The sequence below is a fragment of the Roseburia rectibacter genome (genome assembly GCF_014287515.2).
Taxonomy (GTDB): Bacteria; Bacillota; Clostridia; order Lachnospirales; family Lachnospiraceae; genus Roseburia; species Roseburia rectibacter.
Genome location: NZ_CP092473.1, coordinates 1,674,099 through 1,695,571, shown reverse-complemented (window position 1 = coordinate 1,695,571; position 21,473 = coordinate 1,674,099). Strand labels below are relative to the sequence as shown.

The following is a 21,473-nucleotide window of genomic DNA, read 5'->3' as shown; positions in this document are numbered from 1 at the left end:
CTTGTTTTTCGGAGAAAAATGCGAGCCCTCTGGCGAGCAGAGGATTTCCCCCCTAATTTCTATTTCATGTCAAATGCAAGTTCTACAACTTTATATGCCCCATCGTAGATTCCTGCTTCTTTATTTTTTACAATGTTGTCACACATATCACAGAACATTGTTTTTTCCTCTAAAAACAGCTTCATCATCTGAAGTGTGTGTGGAATATCCCTGCACTCTAATGTGCCATCCCCGATCTCTGCTGAATGGATAGCACCCCACTGTTCATGACCGCCAACACGTTTGATAAAAAGTTTTGGTACCGGATAAAATGAAAGTTCACTCGGCTTTGTGACGAGCACATCGCAGCTTCGCATCAGAAGATTCGTGCAGTATACCGCTTCAAAAATATTTTCATGCCAGAAGCCGTGGATTCCAATAACATCACCCGTAAGTGCATCCTCTGCAAACTTTTTCGTATCTTCCCAGTCATTGAAATGTTCCTTCGCATAATGTTTCATCTCCGGGATCTCTTTTAAAAGTTCTTCCCATACATTGCGGTAATCACCGACATTTACATAAAGTGCTGCTTTCTTTTCCTTGATCTGTGGCAGTAAATAACGGATGATTTCTGCAAAAATCTCTTTCTGTGCACCTGCACCGCCGATGGTTAAAAGGAAACGCATCGGCTTTCCTTCTTCTTTTCTCTTTTTTCTTGCAGCACAGTCTGTTTCAATATTGCTTACAAGCTCATGGTCGATGTAATGTCCCGTGTAAAAAAGTGCATCTTCCGGCATCGGACTTAACACATCATTTTCCTGCATGCCGTTTAAAATACGGTATCCCTGATATGCATAATGTGTCTGCACTGTGTGGATACTGCCTTCTGCCAGATGAAGTGCCATCTGCCAGTTGTCAGGAATTGCATTGACCACATATTTCATTCCGGCGTGAAGTGCTGCCTGTGCCGGCCATACATGCGTTGCGACAACCGGGATATCCTTTGGGATATTTGCATACACCGGAGCCATCAGTTCCGCATTTTTCTGGTCAGCTGCATTATAAGTCAGTTTACGAAATCCCTCATAGTTCATCGGTTCCCATACCAGACGGTTAAAAAGTCTGCTCTTCTGGGACAAACGGGAACCCATGGAATAAAGATCATTCTGCGCACTGATCACCTTTGTGCAGGTTGTCTGACCATAAGAATTTAAATCCATCCAGTATGGCTCATACCCAAGCGCATGCGCTGCGGAAACGATCGCCATGGAAATGCGGTAATGACCAAATCCCATACGGATGTTTCCGACAATGATTCCTTTTTCCGTATTAAAATCCGCTGTGCCTTCTTCGCCTACACGGATATCTGAAACACCGAGCTCCGGTCCGATATACGGATTTGCCTGAATCGAGGTCGGATAAATTTTTGTGCTGTCATCTCCGAATTTACGAATAAATTTCTGTTTTGACCGGACTGCTTTTTTATAAGCTCCCGGTGCAATGTTGTTTCCAAAAATCTGTTTTGATCGTTCTGTCATGGTACGATCTATCCTTTCTTTTCATAGTGTGTCGTTATTTTTTATATCCGGCAGTCATCTGCCTTTTTTGATTTCAAATTTAATAGTCTGTTCATCCATCTGAGCCGCTTTGACCCTCAAAATACCAACGCCCTCTTCTCCTGTCGTCTTGATATAAGCACCGCCCATGCCTCCCTGCAAGGAAATGATCTTCGGACCGATAATTGCGATTGGTCCCTCCGCGGATAACACAACCGGCTCTTGATAAAAGTTAACGATATTATTATTCTGATCCAGTGCACGGATACGGATTTCTGCGGCATCATAAGTATGTTCTTCAAACAGGCTCTGATGATCCGCTTTTGCATATAAATGCATGGATGTGACCGGTTCTTTTCTCACCGTTTTTACCACTTTTCCATCCTTTAGCGCCTCAAACCGGTAGCTCGTCGAAGTACCTCCCCAGTCGCCGATATAACGGTTATATAAAGCCACCGCATCGGTCGGTTTCATATGATAAATGAGTATCAGTTTCAGTGCCGCAAGGTATACTCTTTTCGGCAGATCAGAAAGCCCATACCGTGCTGCCGCATTCAGGATATACTTTACTTCCCTTTCCTGTGCAGGTTTAAACTGCTCCCCTTCTGCGATGGCATCCCCGATAAAATCATCCAACGCGATCGGACCATGCAAAAGATTTTCATATGGTGAACCGGATGTGTCATACTCTTTTATAAAACGGTCATTTTTATACATCCTCACGCTGTCTGCATTTGTAAAAATCCAGATTGTTCCCCGGTTGCATCCAGGATGTTCCCCGATATCCATGGAAGAACTAAGTTCCAGCACAGGCTCCTTATCCTGCTGACATGCATAGACAGCCGCTGCCAGCTTCGGATTGCGGAACATATCCATCACACCGTGATAACAGATACGGTCGCCACTGCCAAAATCTTTATGTGTATTATAATCAAACATACACCATCCAAAACTTCCTGCGATATCCGCCTCCCCGGCAACCGCATCCAGCACACTTGCATGGCGCATCGCATGCCACACACGGTGTTCTTCCCAGTCATAGCTTTTCGTCGGATACATATGTCCGTTATATTCGCTGATAAGATACGGTTTGTCATTGTCAGACGTAACAGCACTTTTCTTCTCGCATCCGTGGTTTGTTCCGTTGTGGCTGAAATCATTGTATGTGTAAACATCCTCCAACAGACTGCTCTTTTTGTGTGCCCGTACACCCCCGGTCTGTCTCGTCGGATCCAGTTCATGTGCCATGCGGTTTGTCTCCCGGTAAAGCGCATCATCATCACCTGATTCATTGATCCGCACACCCCACAGTATCACAGACGGATGATTACGGTACTGCAGCACCATATCTTTTACATTTTCTACCGCCTGTTTTTTCCAATTTTCATCCCCAATATGCTGCCAGCCCGGTATTTCAGTAAATACAAGAAGTCCGATCTCATCACACCTCTCCATAAAATACTGACTCTGCGGATAATGGGAGGTTCTTACTGCATTGACTCCCAGTTCATTTTTTAATATATCTGCATCCAGTTTCTGCATGGATTCCGGCATTGCATAACCGACATACGGATAGCTCTGATGGCGGTTCAGACCACGCAGCTTTACTTTCCTGCCGTTTAAATAAAAACCATCCTTTAAAAATACCGCTGTTCTGAATCCAAACAGCGTAACGTTCTCATCCAGAATATTTCCATTTTGCAAAAGTTCTGTTTTCACTTCATAGAGTACCGGTGTTTCCAGATCCCAGAGTTTTATGTCCGATATCGGAAAGGAAAGCTGCGTCTTTACTGCTGCCGGGCTCTCGCCAAGCAGTCTGTAGTTTTCCGTGCCGCGCTCTCTGATGCTCTGCCGGATAAACAGATCTTTCAGACGGTCGGTTTTTCCGCTGCTAAAAACATTTATTTCAGAGATCAGCTTAGTATCTGCTATCTGCTCTCCGTTTTTTTGTATTTTACTTTTTTCGATATCGCTGTGTAGAAAAATATCTGCTAAATAATTTTCATTTTTAAGATCCACATAAACTTCACGGTAAATTCCACCATAAGTCATATAATCGATCACATATCCGAATGGTGGGATATTCAGGTTTTCTCTGCTATCTACGCGGACTGCAAGCACATTTTCTTCCCCGATCCGTAACTTATCACTGAGTTCGATAGAAAATGCCGTGTAGCCGCAGTGGTGTTCTCCGATCTTTTCTCCATTTAAAAACACCTCACTCTCATGTGCAATTCCTTCAAACGTTACGATCACAGTCTGATCTTTCCATTCCTCCGGTGCGAAGAAGTGTTTTCTGTAACAACACTGCATCTGATAACTGCTCTCATCAAAATAATGAAATGGTGTCTCCCTGCAGGTATGCGGCAGTCTCACACTCTCCCAGCCATCATCCGGATATGCATTCTCTCTCATCTGCTTTTCATAGGATTCATGAAATTTCCATCCATCATTCCAGTAAATGCGTTTTTCCATCGTCCCTTTCACTTCCTTTGATCACATTTTTCCATCTGCAACAATGCCCTGCACTAAAATGGTAACTACTTCATCAAGACCATCCTGATAGGAAATTCCATTCGAAATCAGAATATCTCTCTGGAAAAACTGCTCTAATGCTGCTTCTAACATCATTTTTACAATCGGAATCTGCACCGGTCTGATCACACCCTCTTTCATTCCCTGTTCTAACAGAGAAATAGTGGTCTCCCATCCTGTCTCTAACCGTTCTTCCACATGTTTGTAAATATTCGGGTACTTTTCCCGCAGCAGATAAAGCTGTCTGAAATCAACTTCCCGGTAACTCTCAGGCAGAACGCCTAAGATCGCACGTATTTTCTCAAGAGTGGAAAGGCTCTCATTCTCTATCACACTTCTCTCGCTCTCCTTGATCGAATCGAACAAATAATCTACCATCGCAAGAAAAAGTGATTCCTTATCACGAAATACGGTATAGATTGTTTTCTTACTCATGCCAAGGATTCCTGCCAGATCATCCATGGTAAATTTTAAACCCTTTTGATTAAACGCCTTTAGCGTTCCCTCTAAAATACTCTCCCTTAATTCCATCACAGTCTCCGTTTCTTTTTTGTACAAGGAAACTATTTTTATTGTTTCCGTTTCCTATATTGTATCATCCCGGTTCCGTGTTCGCAAGAAACTAAATTACTAAAAATGGTTTCCGTTTTTTATCTATTTCTTCCAAAAAACAGGAATTTCCGTTACAGTTCGCAGGTAAACTGTGAACCGTAACGGATTTCCGATAAAATGCAGGCACGTTAAGATTTTGTTTTTGCAAATATAGCAGGATGTGAGTATAATAGGCAGTGGATTGTAATGAAGGAGAACTCATACTATGGAAAACGACCATATCAAACATATATTAGAACAATTAGAATCAGGAAAACTTACTGCTTCTGATGCTTATGACCAGCTAAAGCTGGCACCTTTTGAGGATCTTGGTTATGCCAAGGTAGATCATCACCGCGAAGTCAGACAGGGAGCACCGGAAGTGATCTACGGTGCCTCCAAAACAAAGGAACAGATGGAAGGCATCATAGACAGCCTGCTCTCCCACTGCAAAGAAAATATTCTGATCACAAGGCTTTCGGCTGAATCTGCCGAATATCTCTCCAAGCGGTTTGATCTCTTTTACGATAAACTCTCAAAGATCGGTATCGTAAACCGCACGGAGCATTTTTCTGCTGATGGCACGATCGTTGTTGCCACCGGAGGTACAAGTGATATCCCGGTCGCAGAGGAAGCCGCACTGACCGCCGAAGTACTCGGCAATCATGTCATCCGCCTTTATGATGTCGGTGTTGCCGGTCTGCACCGTCTGCTCTCAAATATGGAACTTTTATCAAACGCAAATGCAGTCATTGCAGTTGCCGGGATGGAAGGCGCACTTGCGAGTGTCATCGGTGGTCTGACAGACTGTCCTGTCATCGGTGTTCCGACAAGCGTTGGCTACGGTGCAAGTTTTGGCGGACTCTCTGCACTTTTGTCAATGCTTAATTCCTGCGCCAGCGGTGTTTCAGTCGTAAATATTGACAATGGCTTCGGTGCAGGTTATCTTGCCAGTATGATCAACCATCAGGCATCTTAAATGCTGGTTTGTTTATGAAATAAATCGCCCGCTCAAATGGTGTTCATAACCTGGAGGCTGGCAAACCGCATCAATCTACGAATTTTATAAAAAGGACAGGTATTATCTATGAAATCACTTTATATCGAATGTAATATGGGTGCTGCCGGTGATATGTTAATGGGCGCACTTTACGAACTCTGCGATCAGAAAGAAAAATTTTTATCTGACATGAACCACGCTTTTACAACTTATGGCGTGACGCTTTCTGCGGAACCTGCGGTAAAATGTGGTATCCGTGGTACTCATATGAAAGTAACTGTAGATGGAAATGAAGAACATTCACATGATGTACTCCCTGAGCATATACTTGGACAAGCGGATATCCATAAAGAGGGGGCTCAACAGCATTTTCATGAACACGCTCATAATGAAGATACGCAACAGCATTTACATAAACACACTCATAATGAAGATATGCAACAGCATTCACATGAACATCCTCATCATCACGCACACACCAGTTACACTCAGATTTTAGATCAGATCCACACTCTCCCATTCCCATCACCGGTAAAAGACTCTGTTGCAGCGATCTACCGTCTGATTGGGGAAGCGGAATCAAAGGTACACCACTCCACGTTAGATCAGATCCATTTTCATGAAGTCGGATCAATAGATGCACTTGTGGATGTGACCGGGTGTGCATACCTTCTGTCAATGCTTGCCCCGGAAACTATTTTCTGTTCCCCGGTTCATGTCGGAAGTGGATTCGTACACTGTGCCCACGGCACACTCCCGGTTCCGGCACCTGCTACCGCTGAACTTTTAAAAGGGATTCCTTTTTACAGTGGAGATATTTCAGGAGAACTCTGCACACCAACAGGCGCTGCCATTTTAAAGCATTTTGTGACATCGTTTGAATCCATGCCGCCTATGAATGTAACCGAGATTGGCTACGGCATGGGGACAAAAGATTTTCCTGCCGCCAACTGTGTACGTGTATTTTTCGGTGAATCCTCCGCGCCTTCCCAATCGGCGCCATCTTATGATGATTCTGTACTGTCCATCTCCTGCAATCTCGATGATATGACAGGTGAGGCTGTCGGATTTACAACAGAGCTTCTCTTACAGGCAGGTGCCTTAGATGTATACACGATACCGATACAGATGAAAAAAAATCGTCCCGGTATTCTTCTGACCTGTATCTGTGAGCCAAAGAACCGGGAACGTATGACCTCTTTATTCTTTTTGCACACCACAACGCGCGGCGTGCGCTATCAGGTGTTTGACCGTGCCAAACTTACTTCTGAAATTGAAAACCGTCATACCCTTTACGGTGACGTGCAGGTAAAAAAAAGCTGTGGATATGGTGTTACAAAAGAAAAAGCTGAATTTGAAGACTTAAAAAAAATTGCTGCAGACAACAACTATGAGATATCGCTTGATCAGATCCGACGAATGATAAAATAAATTCGACTCTTCATTTTTCAGGAAGATAAGCTACCCAACAAATGCTGGTTTGTGGGTGATATGAGTTTCCCTGTGTAGGGTGGTTCTGGGGGGGTACGATTGGCAAATTGCATCAAGCCGGGACTCGTTTTGTTCCGTTGTACGAAAATAAGAAAGTCTAAGTATGCCTGATTTATATTGTGGCGGAGTGACGTGTGCGTCTTAAATGTGCCATCCGGGCACATTAAGACTTGTGCTGCCGTCCATGGCAGCACAACACTATGTTACGAACAGGCATCCTAAGAGTTTCTAATTTTCTCCCAAAGTCACAAAAGCAATCCCGGCTTGATGCGATTTGCCAGCCGCAAGGTTGTGAACCACCCTTCGCGTGGGAACTCATTTTACAACCTTGGGGGCGTAAATTTTTAGTGTTTTGTGTCTGAATCTGATTAAAAAAAGATTTCCAAATAACTATATTTAATAGATTATTATTGGTTTGATAATACTGGAAAACCTCAATATATCCCATTATGCCTATGTTTATTGCCATACACATTTGAAAAAATATTCTGTGTTATTTGGTCTGACAATTTACGAAATAATTCATGTAATACAATGTAGTAGATGGAAATTCTGGGAAGTCATTAGGCTGAATATCAATGATACAACACCTTAGGATTTTAAGCATATTTCCATTCGTGCGAATATCAAAAATCCGCACCTACGCCCCCAGTTTTGAGATGAACCGCCCACCCAAATGGTGTTCATAACCTGGAGGCTGGCATCTTGCGCAAAGCCGAAGCTAATTTTGTGACTTTGGGAGAAAATTAGAAAATCTTGGTGTGCCTGTCTATACATAGTGATGTTCTGCCACGGATGGCAGAACAAGGCAGCATCGAGTCATGGATGACTCGTTGTTGCCGGTCACGTCACTCCGAGAAAATCTAATTCAGGCATACCTAGACTTTTCTTATTTTCGTACAACGGAACAAAAATTACTCCGGCTTTGCGCAAGATGCCACTCACAAGCCTACGATACACCGATGCCGGAACATATTTCCCAATCTTAGGTAATAATTTTGTTAAAAGAATCACTCCGATTATAACCATCATTGCAACTCCTGCCCAGACTGCATGAGGTGCATTATTTCTAGTAATAAAATATGTAATTAAAGCCGCTGCCAGAGACACTCCACCGGAGATTTTATCGCTTTTTATCATATCTATCGCTGCTTTAGTCAAAATAATTCCGACTCCAGCCATCATACCATATGCAACATCCTCACCTATAAAATCTACAATCTTTGTCAGCAAACCAAAGGCTCCTATAAGTGCCATGACTGCTCCGCCTATAAAAATCATAGTGCATCTTTCTGACCGGTTCTTTCCGGCAGTACCTGCATATGTGATTGTTTCTGCCTGAAACGATATTGGAGCAACACTCTGAGTCACCGTATTTCCTATTGCACCGACAAAGAATGCTAATGCCGTAGGAACTGATGCAAAACCATAAGCTAATGCTAACAGACCTTGTGGCAGTCCATTCAAAACGACACCTATGATTGCTAATAAATCTGTTATGATATCATTCATTACTATCTATGAATTTCACTTTTGGGTTTTTAATCTTTTACAATATACTATTGAGCAGTGACCTTTAATTTTGCTTTTTCAATCGCTTTATTCTCATACATATGCTTATCTGCCTTATCAAATAAGGTTTTCATAGTACATTCTGAATAATCTTCTGAGAAAGCATATCCATATGCATAACTGACTTCTACCTTATGAACATTCTCATTGAAACGCTTTACTTCACTATGCACATCTTCCATAATAGCCAAAATCTCTTTCTTTGTTGTTTGCGTGATAACAGCTATAAATTCATCTCCACCATATCTTCCTACAAAATACTTCGATGGTATGGAATTTCTTAACAGTTTTGCAAAATTAGTTATAAGCTGATCTCCTACCGCATGTCCATAAGTATCATTTGCCAGCTTCAGATTATTCAAGTCAAACATTACAAATCCCATAGGTTCCGTTATATACTCACAGCTACGAAGCATTTCCTCACATTTGCTCTTATTAGGAAGTCCCGTCTGCAGGTCAACATAAGCTTTTTTCTCCAGAACTTTATTTTTGTTTTTAATTCTAATATCCGCTATTGTTTGCTGGATAATTATCAGGACAAGCATAATAATATCTAAAATTGATAGTATCTCAACCACTCTGATAGTTCCAGCAACTCTTTCAGAATATATTTCAGCTGATGTGACTGTTTCATCTGCCATATTAAAATATGTTTCACTTATAGCAATAACATCTGTTGCTTCATATCCATTTTCCCTTACTGATAAAATTTCTTCTTTTAACTTATTCCAATATGATATCTGTTCATCCAGCTTGTTCTGATATGTTCTATCTGGGAGACTCACAAGACTGTATCCTCCATTCCCATATTTAAGTCCATTCAGAATATCATCAAGATCCGCAATCATTTCATCATCTGACGTTCCGGTAATTTCCAGCTTTACTTCCCGCTGTGTTGCTCCTCTGACTAATCCCGCATAATTGATAACTCTTGCAGTTCCCTGTATTTTTCGTATTTCCAACATCATAATAATAACCAAAACTGCCAGAAACAGTACAAGTACTGTCTTTAATATATTAGCTATCTTTTCTTTCATATCTCTATCACCTTCAAATAATTCCCATTATTATTTTCTATTTTTCAGATTTTCTTTCAAATATGTACTCATGATCTGATGATATGTCATCTCTGAACACATAGCCAAGTCTGTTAAAGTTACTGATGCTCTCTGGTTTTTCTATATGGTTTTCTGCCATATATCTTACCATTTCGCCTCGTGCCATCTTTGCATATGTGCCTTTTGTGATAAGCTTGTCTTCTGACTTCTCACAGAATGTAATCGTTATATACCTGTCTTTATGCGACAGATATTTTTCAATACATTTAGAGTATTCCTTTGAAGCCAGATTAACAATGATTCTGCTGTCATCTATCAATTCCCTATATAGATTATCTCCCCAGAAATCATACAGATTCTTTGAGCCCCCTATGGCAGCCTTTGCCTGCATCTCAAGGCGGTATGGAGTAATGCCATCCAGAGGCTTTAATACTCCATAGAATGCTGACAATATTCTCAAATGTTCCTGAACATAGTTAAAATGTTCCTCTTCAAAAACTATCGGTGCCATATACTGATATGCAATTCCTTCGTATGCTAAAATTGCTGGTGTAAGATTATTTTCCATTTTTATGGAATTAATTCTTTCTATATTCTGTTCAGCAATCTTGTCATTGCACTTCCACATTTCCTTGAGTTCTTTTTCAGACCTGCCCTGTAGCCATCTAAGAATCTCATCTGTTTTTTCTTTGAATACCGGTTCACTTAAGCTTTCTATACTGTCCGTATCCACTTTAATCTTTTTTGCGGGTGATAATATAATCTTCATCAGCTTAATTCCTGTAACATTTTTTCTGGATCGTCAGCAGCTTTTACCTTATCATTGGCTTTTATGATAACACCTTCTTCATCAATAAGGTATGTTGTTCTGACCACACCCATTGATATCTTTCTGAAAATCCACACGCCTGCTTTGTGCAGCCCGGTGTATTATCTTTTGGGTAAAAATATAGTATCACTTTTTTCCCAAGATACTCACTCAATTTATGTAATTCTCCATTTTGGTCTGGTAATTCAAAATCTGGTGCTTTTGTCCCTATCTCTAACATTATATTATCCTCCAATCTTACAGGTCATTCATTTTATTATTCTGACATTCTGGGCAAATTCCTTTAAAAAATATGTCATGGCTTATATATTTCATACCATGTGCATCTTTTATTTTCTTTTCAATTTCTGATATAACATCCATGTCAACATCAAATATTTCTCCGCATTTTACACATTCAACATGATAATGATTCTCAAGTGTAAAATCAAAGCGATCAGAGCCATCCGGAACTTCTACTTTTCTGACTTTTCCTTCCTCTACAAGTATGCCAAGATTTCTATATACGGTTCCTCTTCCAATTGATGGATATTTATCCCTTATAAATGTGTATATCTGATCAGCTGTTACATGACGATGCATCTCATTTACTGCACTTAGTACCATATCTCTTTGAATCGTATTTCTAATTGTTCTCAGTCCTCCTTAATAAGATTTAATCTTAATTTAGATTTTATGTTGTGGTTCTTACTTTGTCAACAGTAACCGAACTCTAATTGCTAGATTCTAATGTCAAACTTTCAGAGTTCCCTTACATTGACAAGCTTTTCCGTTGCAGTCTTAATCAGCTTCGGGTACCTGATCATAAAGTTATCCTGCAAGCCATACCTCTGCTTATCATACGATGCCTTTAACAGCTTCAATCTCTGCACATCATTGTCAATCTCCATCTTTTCCTTGATTAACGGATTGCCTGTGGCAACCGCCTTAATTTCAGCATAGGAAAGTGTTGCTTCGTCGATATCCTCACAGCTTCGGCTTACCGCCTTGCTTGTCATTACCTGACTGATAAAACGCTGCTTATTTTCCACAAGCGACCAGTTGTATGCATCAAATGTTCCTTTGGTGACATATCTGTAGATTGCCACCTCTTCATTTTCGTTGCCCTGTCTGATACCTCGTCCTTCCCTCTGTTCAATGGATCTCGGCTTCCAAGGACAGTCTACATGATGCATTGGATAGGTTACAATTAACTGGACAGATTTTTTAAGGTCATATAATCTATAATAAATACACAAAGGAACACTCATTATGACCGAACCAAAACAACGAAGAAAACCTCGTAAATATACCGATGAATTCAAACAGCAACTGGTGGAACTATATCGTTCCGGCAAACGCAGATGCGATATCTGCCGTGAATATGACATTGCTACTTCCCTGTTTGACAAATGGGTAAAGCAGGCATCTAATTCTGGCTCTTTCCATGAAAAAGATAACCGGACTCCAGAGCAGGAAGAACTGATCCGGCTTCGGAAAGAAAACCAGCAGTTAAGAATGGAAAATGATATTTTAAAACAAGCGGCGCTGATCTTAGGACGAAAGTAAATGTGATCAAAGCAAATGCTCACAAATACTCTGTATCAGCAATGTGCCGCGTCCTACAGGTAAACAGAAGCACTTATTATTATTATGAAGCAGCAACAAAAAAAGATGAATCAGAACTTACTGCAGACATTCAGGAAATTTTTAGAAAAAGCCGGAACCATTATGGTACACGAAAGATCAAGAAAGAACTGGCTGATTGCGGGAAACAGGTATCAAGACGCAGGATTGGACGGATCATGAAGCAGGAAGGTCTGATATCAAGCTATACTACAGCTCAGTTTAAGCCGTAAAAAGACAGATGTAATGAATCAAAAGTGGCAAATGTGTTGAACCGACAATTTCAAAACCAGCCATACCGTAATGTGGTGGTAAGTGATTTAACTTATGTAAGGGTAGGAAACCACTGGAATTATATCTGTGTACTGATAGACCTTTTTAACAGGGAGATCGTTGGATACAGTGCAGGAGAACATAAAACAGCAGAGCTTGTAAAACAGGCATTTAGGAAGGTAGAAGGCAATCTGTCGGAAATCCATATCTTCCACACAGACCGGGGAAATGAATTTAAAAATGAGACGATTGAGGAACTGTTAGAAACGTTTCATATAGAACGTTCCCTGAGCCATAAGGGATGTCCTTATGATAATGCAGTGGCAGAAGCTACGTTCAAGGTCATTAAAACAGAATTCGTGTGGAATGAAACATTCCATACATTAGAAGAACTGAAGATAAAACTATGGGATTATGTAAACTGGTATAATCATCACCGTATACATTCCTCCCTAGGGTATCAAACGCCTGTACAATATCGGGAAAATAACCTAAAAAAATTTGTCTGAAAAAGTGTTGACAATCCATGTGAGTAGGGTCTCCCGAGGTAAGACACTAATCTTTCGTTCCACAACCTCTTGATTTACAATTTCGGTTTACGTTCACCATTTGGGCTTCGATTTGATTTGCAATCTTACCCACCTAATCGCCTTATCAAGTTTCTGTTCGTAGGCTCAAGAACTTTGCTACACCACTTCCTCCATCCATACCGTTACCGATACCGACTTGTGGTTCGCTACACTTGGCGGTAAATACCCATGACTGGACTTGCACCAGCAAGATTAGCGCCATGCTCGGCACACAAAATAAGTTGATGTATACTTTCATTCATATACATCAACTCGTTTTTTAATTCTGTATTATCTTACTCTTCCAGACTGTCTTTCATTCTGCCAAGCATTCCTGATTTTTTCAACGGTAGTGTAATAATAATGGCAATGATCGTTCCGCCACAGGTACTGATCAGAAACGGAATAACAAATGTGAATAACGCCGCTGCTTTATTACCCATGACAAGATATGCCACCGGATAGGAAAGCATTCCGCCAATGATACCGGTTCCCACAACTTCACCGATATAGGCAAACGGAAGTTTTTTTCCGTATTTGTAAAGAAGTCCGCCAAGCAGCGCGCCGCACATGCTTCCCGGGAATGCCAGTGGACTTCCAAGTCCTGACAGGTTACGGATCAACGCAGCAATAAATGCCTGTGCCAGTGCCCACCACGGTCCTACCGTAACTGCACATAAAATATTTACCAGGTGCTGTACCGGTGCACATTTGGAACCGAATACCGGGAAGGAAAATAAGCTTCCCACCACCGCTACTGCCGCTAAGATTGCTGTAACTGTCAATTTCTTTAAATTAAATTTATTCATTCTTTTGTCCTCTTTTCCCGGAATCTGCCACATCCTGCCTTCTAAAAAATGGTCTGACTGCAACAGTTCCTATTTTGATTTTACTGCCCCTGCAGCTTTTTCCACAATCAGGCAGAGAATGACTGTGACCACCATATCCGGCAGCGTATTTCCAACCGGCGTATCCACCTGCATCAGTATGCGGTAAATCACAAATCCGGCAAGCCATACGATCAGATTACGCCACTGAAATGCAGATTTTCCGGCATCTGCTTTCTTTAAAATGAAGTAATCTGCGATCTGCACTGCGATCATCGGAGCAAAAACAGAACCGATCAGATATAAAAAGTTTGTAATGTTATCCATCGGATAAACGATCGCTGCGACAGTTCCAATCACAGTAACAACAATTGCTGCCCATTTTTCCTGAATCTTTGAGGAAATGGAAACACTTGAAACTCCTGCGGAATAAGCATCCAGAAAGGTTGTTGTAACCGTGGAAAATACAATAATAAGAAGTCCTACAACGCCGAAACCGGTTTTTAACATAATCTGTGCAATGTCATATTCGCCGGTAAAAATAGCTGCTCCCATGCCGATCATGTACATAAAAGTGCTGACCAGACTATAGACGATCACACTTGCGAGTGTTGCAGCAAACGGTTTTTCGGCTTCTCTTGTATAATCGCTGATCAGCGGCAGCCAGGATAACGGCATTGCTACTGCAAGTTCTACAGCTGCTCCAAACGTCAGACTTCCGTCAACCACGATCGGTGCCGCACTTACGTTTCCAAAAAAGATCACTTTAAAAAGTACCAGTGACAAAATAAATAACGCAGTCATGGCAACTGTATTTACTTTGCCCAGATTCGTCAGACCGATAAAAATCCATACAACGATCAGTGCACCAATGATCAACGCCCAGACCCAGTTTCCGGCATGCAAAACACCATCTGCTGCAAGTGCACCATCATAGATCATGATCGCAGTCCATCCCACAAGCTGTAACACATTTAATATGGCAAAAAGCAGACTTCCCTTTTCACCAAAGCTCATTTTTACAGTTTCCATGGCACTTTTTCGCTCTTTCGCTCCGATCATTCCTGCGGCAAACATCATAATTCCGCCGATCAGATGTCCAAGCAGAATCGCTGCCATTGCTTTTCCAAAACCAAGCGGTGCAAAGTAAGTACCTGTCAGTATTTCAGCTAAAGATACACCCGCACCAAACCAGATTAATCCGTTTGAAAAAACGGAAGTTCTCTTTTCATTCATCCTTCGTATTCTCCTTCGATTGCAAATGCATGGTTCATAGGTCCGCTTCCTTTCCCAAGATCAAGCATGGCTGCAAGAGCACCGGAAATATAATTTTTCGCATACCTGACGGAGGTTTCTAAGTCTCTTCCCTTTGCCAGATTCGATGCAATCGCAGAGGAAAGTGTGCATCCTGTTCCATGGGTATTGGGGTTATCAATTCTCTTTCCATGAAACCATACCGGCTCTTTCCCTTTCTGGAAAAGAAGGTCATTCGCATCATTTAACTGATGTCCGCCCTTTAATAACACGGCACAACCAAAGGTATTACAAATGATTTCTGCTGCTTTTTCCATATCTGCTTCTGTCTTTATCTCCATGTCAGAAAGCACTTCTGCTTCCGGAATATTTGGAGTGATAACAGTTGCAAGAGGCAATAATTTACTTTTCAATGTACTGATGGCTTCCTCGTTTATCAGTCTCGCTCCACTGGTTGCCACCATGACAGGATCCACCACGATATTTTTTGCGTGATACTCTGTCAGCTTTTCCGCAATCGTCTCAATCAGTTCACTAGAAGAGACCATTCCGGTTTTAATCGCATCCGGATGAATATCCGTAAAAATACTATCCAGCTGCTCTGCCAAAAACTTTGGAGTTACCTCCATAATATCTGTTACGCCGGTCGTATTCTGGGCAGTCAAAGCTGTGATCGCACTCATCGCATAAACGCGGTTTGCGGTCATTGTCTTGATATCTGCCTGGATGCCGGCGCCTCCACTGGAATCACTTCCAGCGATTGTTAATGCTGTGTACATAAAATCCTCCTTGTTTTGCGAAGCAAAATGCGACTGCCCTTGCAGGAGCAGAGGATTTGCCTCCTTTGTTTTGCGAAGCAAAATGTCTGCTATGCCTGCATAGCATGCGCCCTTGCAGGAGCAGAGGATTTGCCTCCTTTGTTTTGCATTAATTTTATATAGCGACCTAAGGTGGTGCCCCCAATCTGCCGCTGTGACACAAGTGATGTATGAATAAACGGTCCTCCAAATGATGGTTTGTTTATGAAATAAATCATCTCCCTAAATGGTGTATCGTAGGCTTGTGAGTGGCATCTTGCGCAAAGCCGGAGTTAATTTTGGTTCCATTGTACGAAAATAAGAAAAGTCTAAGTGTGTCTGAGTTAGATTTTCTCGGAGTGACGTGACCGGCGTTCAACGAGCCATCCGTGGCTCGTGAAGCCTTGTTCTGCCATCCGTGGCAGAACATCACTGTGTATCTACAGACGCACTAAGATTTTCTAATTTTCTCCCAAAGTCACAAAATTAGCTTCGGCTTTGCGCAAGATGCCAGTCTTCAGGTTGTGAACACCATTTGGGTGGGCGGTTCATCTCAAAATGGGGGCGCGGGTGTGAATTTTTGATATTCGCACGAATGGAAATATGCTTAAAATCCTAATGTGCTGTATCACTGATATTCAGCCTGATGACTCCCCAGAATTTCCAGCTGCTGCATTGTATTACATGAATTATTTCGTAAATTGTCAGACCAAATAACACAGAATATTTTTTCAAATGTGTATGGCAATAAATATGGGCATAGTGGTATATATCGAGGTTTTTGCCAGTGTTGTCAAACAAATAATAAACCATTGAATATAGTTATTTGGAAATCTTTTTTTAATCAGATTCAGACACAAAACACTAAAAATTTACGCACCCCCAAGGTTGTAAAATGAGTTTCCCGGCTAAGGGTGGCTCACAACTTAGTGGCTGGCAAATCGCATCAAGCCGGGATTCGTTTTGTGACTTTGGGAGAAAATTAGGCAATCTTAGTCTGCCTGTTCGTAACACAGTGTTGTGCTGCCACGGACGGCAGCACAAGTCTTAATGCCCCCGGACGGGGCGTTTAAGACGCACACGTCACTCCGAAAAACATTAAATCAGGCTGACTTAGACTTGCCTTATTTTCGTACAACGGAACAAAACAGTCCCGGCTTGATGCGATTTGCCAATCGTAACCCCCCAGAACCACCCTACACAGGGAAACTCATATCACCCACAAACCAGCATTTGCAGATATCTTATCCATAAAAAGTGCAGGAACCCAACCAAAGATTCCTGCACAAAAAAACACACTTGTGATCCATTATCTCCCTACGTTGGCATTATCCAAATCAGGTTCCGGGTTAAAGCGTCCGCTTACTCTCAGCCCGCCTGTGCGAGCACCCCATTTTTTTGTTTTCCACATCACTTTTGTGATGGTCTTTTTTATAACAGCTTTATTATACACGTTTGTTCCCAAAATGCAAGTTTTTCCTGCATAAATTGCTGTTGTCATTGCCATATTTATGGCAACTGCATGTGTCGTGAACCAATATCCTCGGCAACTGTTTCCAGCCTGTCTTGCCAAGTCTTCTGGTACCCACATCTTTATTAGGTTACGCACCTTTGTTCCCGGCTTTTTTCATTGATTTACAATTTCGGTTTACGTTTACCATTTGGGCTTCGATTTGATTTGCAATCTTACCCACCTAATCGCCTTATCAAGTTTCTGTTCGTAGGCTCAAGAACTTTGCTACACCACTTCCTCCATCCATACCGTTACCGATACCGACTTGTGGTTCGCTACACTTGACGGTAAATACCCATGACTGGACTTGCACCAGCAAGATTAGCGCCATGCTCGGCACACAAAATAAAAGTTGTCCATAGTTTTTTCCTATGGACAACTTCAAAAATTTAAAATCGTATTTTATGTTTCTAAATCTCTTCCTTTGCCAGTCAACAAATGTATCCAGACAATCAGATCTGACTACTTGTATGATAAAGTTCCGCAAAATACGGATCTGATTTCATCAGTTCCTCAAAAGTCCCCTGACTGGTAATTTTACTATTCCGAAATACAATGATCTTATCAAAAGCTGCAATAAAATTCAGCCTGTGGGCAATAACGATCATCGTCTGATCTTTTAACCGATCAAGAACTTCCTGCATAACTGCCTCTTCTGTTAAATTGTCAAGCGCCGATGTGGCTTCGTCCAAAATAACAAGTTCCGGATCTTCAAACCACAATCTTGCAAGTGCAAGCCGCTGTTTTTCTCCGCCCGACAGACGCGTGCCTTTTTCACCGATCTGCGTATCCAGTCCCTTGGCAGAATCGCGAACCAGACAGGAAAGATTCACCTTTTCCAGTGCCATCATAATCTCATCGTCTGGGACATTTCTGTCAAATAAAATATTTTCTCTGATCGTCCCATCAAAAATCGGAGAATCCTGGGATAAATAAACAATTTTGTCATAGAACTTATCAAGGCATAGATCTCTCAGTTCCACTCCTCCAACCTTGATCTGACCTCTGTCATACTTTAGAAATCCCAAAAGAATTTTTATCAGTGTCGACTTTCCTGAACCGCTCTCACCGACCAGGGCAACTTTTTGTCCTCTTGTGATTGTAAATGCCACCTCATCCAAGGCCGTCTTTTCTTCATATTCAAAGTGAAGATTCCTGACACAGATCTCACCTGCATTTCCAGCCGGAATCTTGCCTTTCTGGAGCTGCTCGTCATTTTTTAACTCCAAAAACCGGACAAATCTTGCATAAGCTGACTTATCCAGCTTATATTGCACATAGATCACATTGAATATTGCGATTGGGACATACGCATTTTCCACCAGCGAAATCAGTGCCACCACTTCGCCCGCCGTGAGATTTTTGCTTTTCCATGCATAAAATATAATCCCTATATTTAAAAATGCAACCATCCATGCAAATATCGTAAAAAAAGCCTCATGGATCAGATTCATTTTTACTTTTGAAGATACGATCTCCCTTTTTGCATCATCTGCTTTCCTGATCTCATTCGGAAACTGCCTTTCCACACGGAATATGACCAGTTCCATAAATCCGCGTATCAGATAATGATTTAACATTTCCTCATGATTAAGGACTTTCTCTTTCATTTGCATCAAAACTTTCAGCAATACATTCGACACTACAAAAACGACCAGATATCCGCTCATCAAAATATACATGATATTTCTGTTGATTTTTGCAATAAAATACATACTGAATAGTATGGACGGCAATAACTGGCGAATCAAAACCAGCCAGAAATTAAATATCACATCCCGTCCCGCTGTTGAACCATTTTCAATTTTCTGAACAAGTTTTCCTGTTCCCAGCTTCACATATTCCAGATACTCTATGATACTGATTTTTTGAAGCGCTAACAGCTTAAAGTCCAGATAAATCCCATGTTCCAGTTTTTTTGCCGGATATTCGTCCACATACTCCAAAATGTAACCGGTAAGCAAAATGATCCCATATGCGACAATCCCAATGATCGTCAGGGTTCCACCGGAAAGTCCGTCAATGATTTTCTGAAAATAATCTGCCTTATAGTTCAAAAGAAAGGAATTAAATACCCCAATCACGAGATAGCCAGATGTAACCAATAAATTTTTCTTTAGTATTTCTTTTATGTAACGCATAACTGTACTCCTTTTATCGCATATTTTTTACCTACGAAACAGTACAGTTGTGACTGTCAGCATATTAATATCATAGAATGCACGCTCCGTTAACATTCTATGATCATGAATTCACCTCAGTACAATCTGCTAACAGATCATTTCAACTGTACTGAGTAGTTACCTCGAACAAATTTCATCATGAATTCACCTCGATTCTGTATCATGTATTTTCATCTTACCATAATGATGCGAAAAACTGCAATCCATTCCAATCACAAGACTTTTTCTTTACTAAAATTACATACATTCCATCCACGTTTCACCTGTAAATTTCAGATTTTATTTTATCACATTTATTTCTTTCCATATAATATCCCCATCCCACTGATCATCCACGGCGTCGTCACAAATCCCGGAATAAAATCAAGTTTCTTTTCCAGATCACCGATATAGTGTATCTCAGAGATTCCTTCGGCTTTTAATACCTCAACAAATGCATCCATATCTCCGTACAACGCTTTCTGTGAAAACATATCCTGAAATGAAAATACCCCTCTTTTTTTTACCACCCGGAGTGCCTCTCTCACCACATTCCGCTTATCTTTCGTCGACCGTACTTCATGAAACACAAAATTGCTCACTGCCGCATCAAATGTTTCATCCGCAAAATCCAGCTTTGCTGCGTCTCCTTTTTGAAATGACACGCGGACTGCAACACTCTCTAGTCTTACATTTCTCTCACACTGCTCCTTTGCGTAACTCCACTCTGCTCCCCAGTAATCCATCGCCGTGATCTGCGCTTTCGGGAAAGCCTTCGCGCACCGGACCGTAAGTGCAGCAGCACCACATCCGATATCGAGCATTTTCCCTTCTCCATCCCAGTCAAGATGCTCTACCAGATGTTTATGCACACCTGCCATCATATTTCCCTTTCCAAATGCAAACGCTTCATGGCAGACCAGCATATAGACCGCCATCGCAAATGTCAGCGCACAAACCACTCCCGCGATCACCGTGATAACCGGCATCTGTACCATAACTCCAAGCAGCACCGTGACCACAAGAAATACCCCCGCCAGTCCAAACAGCAGATACAGAGCCTTCTCCGGCACCCAGTTTCCATAATTTGTTTTTTCTTTCATGATGAAATCCTCCTTTTTCCTCCTTGTTTTGCGAGCGCATAACAATTTTTCTGATCTGTTATGTTTTGCAATAGAAAAAGCCTACCGCATCATCTGCGATAGACTTCTCTTTGTTCTTTTAAATATTGAATTAATGCCATCGATCCTGCGTCGGCATGTATGCCTATCTCCCTCGCAAGCTTTAGTCTTTCTTCCACGGTATAATCTCCTTCTATCAGTTCCATGTATCCGCGAAGCCGCATTGCAACCAAAATCCGGATCATTTCCGAATCCGGCTCACTTCCCATAAACTTTGAAAAATAGCTGGTAAATGCCGCCTGCATCTGGCTGTATACTTTTTGCCGGAAGCCCTCATAACGGCTGCCCTCTGATCTTTCCATCAGAATGATTGCCTCCGCCCGGTGCTCCGATAAATATTCCATGATCTGCCGTTCATTATCATCCGCTGTACCGGGATCCTCTTCTTCCCTTTGCGCCAGTTCGGCGCACATATGCTCATAATCAGCGATCACCGGATCTAAAATGGCTGTCATTAACGCTTCTTTACTCTCAAATGAGAAATAAAATGCTCCAGTCGTGACACCGGCTGCTTTGCAGATATCCCGGAGACTGGCTTTTACATAACCCTTTTTTAGGAACTCTGCCCTGCCGGATCTGATCAGTTTTTGTTCTGTCTGTTTTCTGCGCTCATCTTCCATAACACAAGTTATGTTAGCACAAACTAACTGTTTTGTCAATTTTTGATCTGAACACTCACGC

The 21,473-nt window shown here is 41.6% G+C and carries 16 protein-coding genes, 2 pseudogenes and 1 riboswitch; of the genes and pseudogenes, 3 read left to right on the top strand and 15 right to left on the bottom strand.

Annotated features, from left to right (window positions below; genetic code table 11):
• Positions 1-59 precede the first annotated feature (59 nt).
• From H8S51_RS07990 to H8S51_RS07980, 3 genes are read right to left on the bottom strand one after another with little or no spacing between them, the layout of a single operon-like run.
• The gene (locus H8S51_RS07990; RefSeq protein WP_186899520.1) at positions 60-1,517 is read right to left on the bottom strand and encodes a DUF6937 domain-containing protein; all 1,458 of its coding nucleotides are present in this window, start codon (positions 1,515-1,517) and stop codon (positions 60-62) included.
• Positions 1,518-1,571: 54 nt separating this feature from the next.
• On the bottom strand, positions 1,572-4,010 hold the full coding sequence (locus tag H8S51_RS07985) for a glycoside hydrolase family 2 protein (protein WP_186899519.1): 2,439 nt from the start codon (positions 4,008-4,010) through the stop codon (positions 1,572-1,574).
• Positions 4,011-4,031: 21 nt separating this feature from the next.
• Positions 4,032-4,601 carry a TetR/AcrR family transcriptional regulator gene (locus H8S51_RS07980; protein ID WP_117919048.1) on the bottom strand — a complete coding sequence of 190 codons (570 nt, stop codon included), beginning with the start codon at positions 4,599-4,601 and terminating at the stop codon, positions 4,032-4,034.
• A 286-nt stretch (positions 4,602-4,887) separates the two neighbouring features.
• On the opposite strand from H8S51_RS07980, the gene larB reads away from it, so the two are divergent.
• The gene (gene larB, locus H8S51_RS07975; RefSeq protein ID WP_186899518.1) at positions 4,888-5,640 is read left to right on the top strand and encodes a nickel pincer cofactor biosynthesis protein LarB; all 753 of its coding nucleotides are present in this window, start codon (positions 4,888-4,890) and stop codon (positions 5,638-5,640) included.
• 108 nt (positions 5,641-5,748) lie between these two features.
• On the top strand, positions 5,749-7,092 hold the full coding sequence (gene larC, locus H8S51_RS07970; RefSeq protein ID WP_117919044.1) for a nickel pincer cofactor biosynthesis protein LarC: 1,344 nt from the start codon (positions 5,749-5,751) through the stop codon (positions 7,090-7,092).
• Positions 7,093-7,995: 903 nt separating this feature from the next.
• On the opposite strand, the gene H8S51_RS07965 is transcribed toward larC, so the two are convergent.
• The 6 genes and pseudogenes from H8S51_RS07965 to H8S51_RS07940 form a co-directional block, all read right to left on the bottom strand.
• Positions 7,996-8,664, bottom strand: coding sequence for a SulP family inorganic anion transporter (locus H8S51_RS07965; RefSeq protein WP_118209045.1), 669 nt, complete (start codon positions 8,662-8,664; stop codon positions 7,996-7,998).
• Positions 8,665-8,711: 47 nt separating this feature from the next.
• Positions 8,712-9,761 (bottom strand): diguanylate cyclase, encoded by a 1,050-nt coding sequence (locus tag H8S51_RS07960; RefSeq protein WP_186899517.1) that lies wholly within the window; start codon positions 9,759-9,761, stop codon positions 8,712-8,714.
• A 37-nt stretch (positions 9,762-9,798) separates the two neighbouring features.
• Positions 9,799-10,551, bottom strand: a complete 753-nt coding sequence (gene yaaA / locus H8S51_RS07955; RefSeq protein ID WP_117922567.1) for a peroxide stress protein YaaA — start codon at positions 10,549-10,551, stop codon at positions 9,799-9,801.
• Positions 10,551-10,831 (bottom strand): annotated as a pseudogene (locus tag H8S51_RS07950) (peroxiredoxin). Before H8S51_RS07950 ends, yaaA begins: the two are co-directional and overlap by 1 nt.
• 17 nt (positions 10,832-10,848) lie before the next feature.
• Positions 10,849-11,250: a Fur family transcriptional regulator gene (locus H8S51_RS07945; RefSeq protein ID WP_117922566.1), complete on the bottom strand. Its 402-nt coding sequence runs from the start codon at positions 11,248-11,250 to the stop codon at positions 10,849-10,851.
• Positions 11,251-11,351: 101 nt separating this feature from the next.
• Positions 11,352-11,849 (bottom strand): hypothetical protein, encoded by a 498-nt coding sequence (locus H8S51_RS07940; RefSeq protein ID WP_330646795.1) that lies wholly within the window; start codon positions 11,847-11,849, stop codon positions 11,352-11,354.
• A gap of 13 nt (positions 11,850-11,862) precedes the next feature.
• Here H8S51_RS07940 and H8S51_RS07935 point away from each other — a divergent pair.
• Positions 11,863-12,998, top strand: a pseudogene (locus H8S51_RS07935) (IS3 family transposase).
• Between the two features lie 356 nt (positions 12,999-13,354).
• Here H8S51_RS07935 and thiW read toward each other — a convergent pair.
• From thiW to H8S51_RS07905, 6 genes are all read right to left on the bottom strand, one after another.
• Positions 13,355-13,900, bottom strand: coding sequence for an energy coupling factor transporter S component ThiW (gene thiW / locus H8S51_RS07930; RefSeq protein ID WP_117922678.1), 546 nt, complete (start codon positions 13,898-13,900; stop codon positions 13,355-13,357).
• Between the two features lie 36 nt (positions 13,901-13,936).
• On the bottom strand, positions 13,937-15,121 hold the full coding sequence (gene cytX / locus H8S51_RS07925) for a putative hydroxymethylpyrimidine transporter CytX (protein ID WP_117922679.1): 1,185 nt from the start codon (positions 15,119-15,121) through the stop codon (positions 13,937-13,939).
• Positions 15,118-15,918, bottom strand: coding sequence for a bifunctional hydroxymethylpyrimidine kinase/phosphomethylpyrimidine kinase (gene thiD, locus H8S51_RS07920; RefSeq protein WP_117922680.1), 801 nt, complete (start codon positions 15,916-15,918; stop codon positions 15,118-15,120). The genes cytX and thiD overlap by 4 nt, the downstream gene beginning before the upstream one ends.
• 1,314 nt (positions 15,919-17,232) lie before the next feature.
• Positions 17,233-17,339: riboswitch (TPP riboswitch) on the bottom strand.
• Between the two features lie 562 nt (positions 17,340-17,901).
• Positions 17,902-19,590: an ABC transporter ATP-binding protein gene (locus tag H8S51_RS07915; RefSeq protein ID WP_186900624.1), complete on the bottom strand. Its 1,689-nt coding sequence runs from the start codon at positions 19,588-19,590 to the stop codon at positions 17,902-17,904.
• A 335-nt stretch (positions 19,591-19,925) separates the two neighbouring features.
• A complete protein-coding gene (locus H8S51_RS07910) occupies positions 19,926-20,714 on the bottom strand; it encodes a class I SAM-dependent methyltransferase (RefSeq protein WP_186900623.1) in 789 nt (262 codons plus the stop codon).
• Positions 20,715-20,803: 89 nt separating this feature from the next.
• Positions 20,804-21,451: a TetR/AcrR family transcriptional regulator gene (locus H8S51_RS07905; protein WP_147345365.1), complete on the bottom strand. Its 648-nt coding sequence runs from the start codon at positions 21,449-21,451 to the stop codon at positions 20,804-20,806.
• Positions 21,452-21,473: the final 22 nt, after the last annotated feature.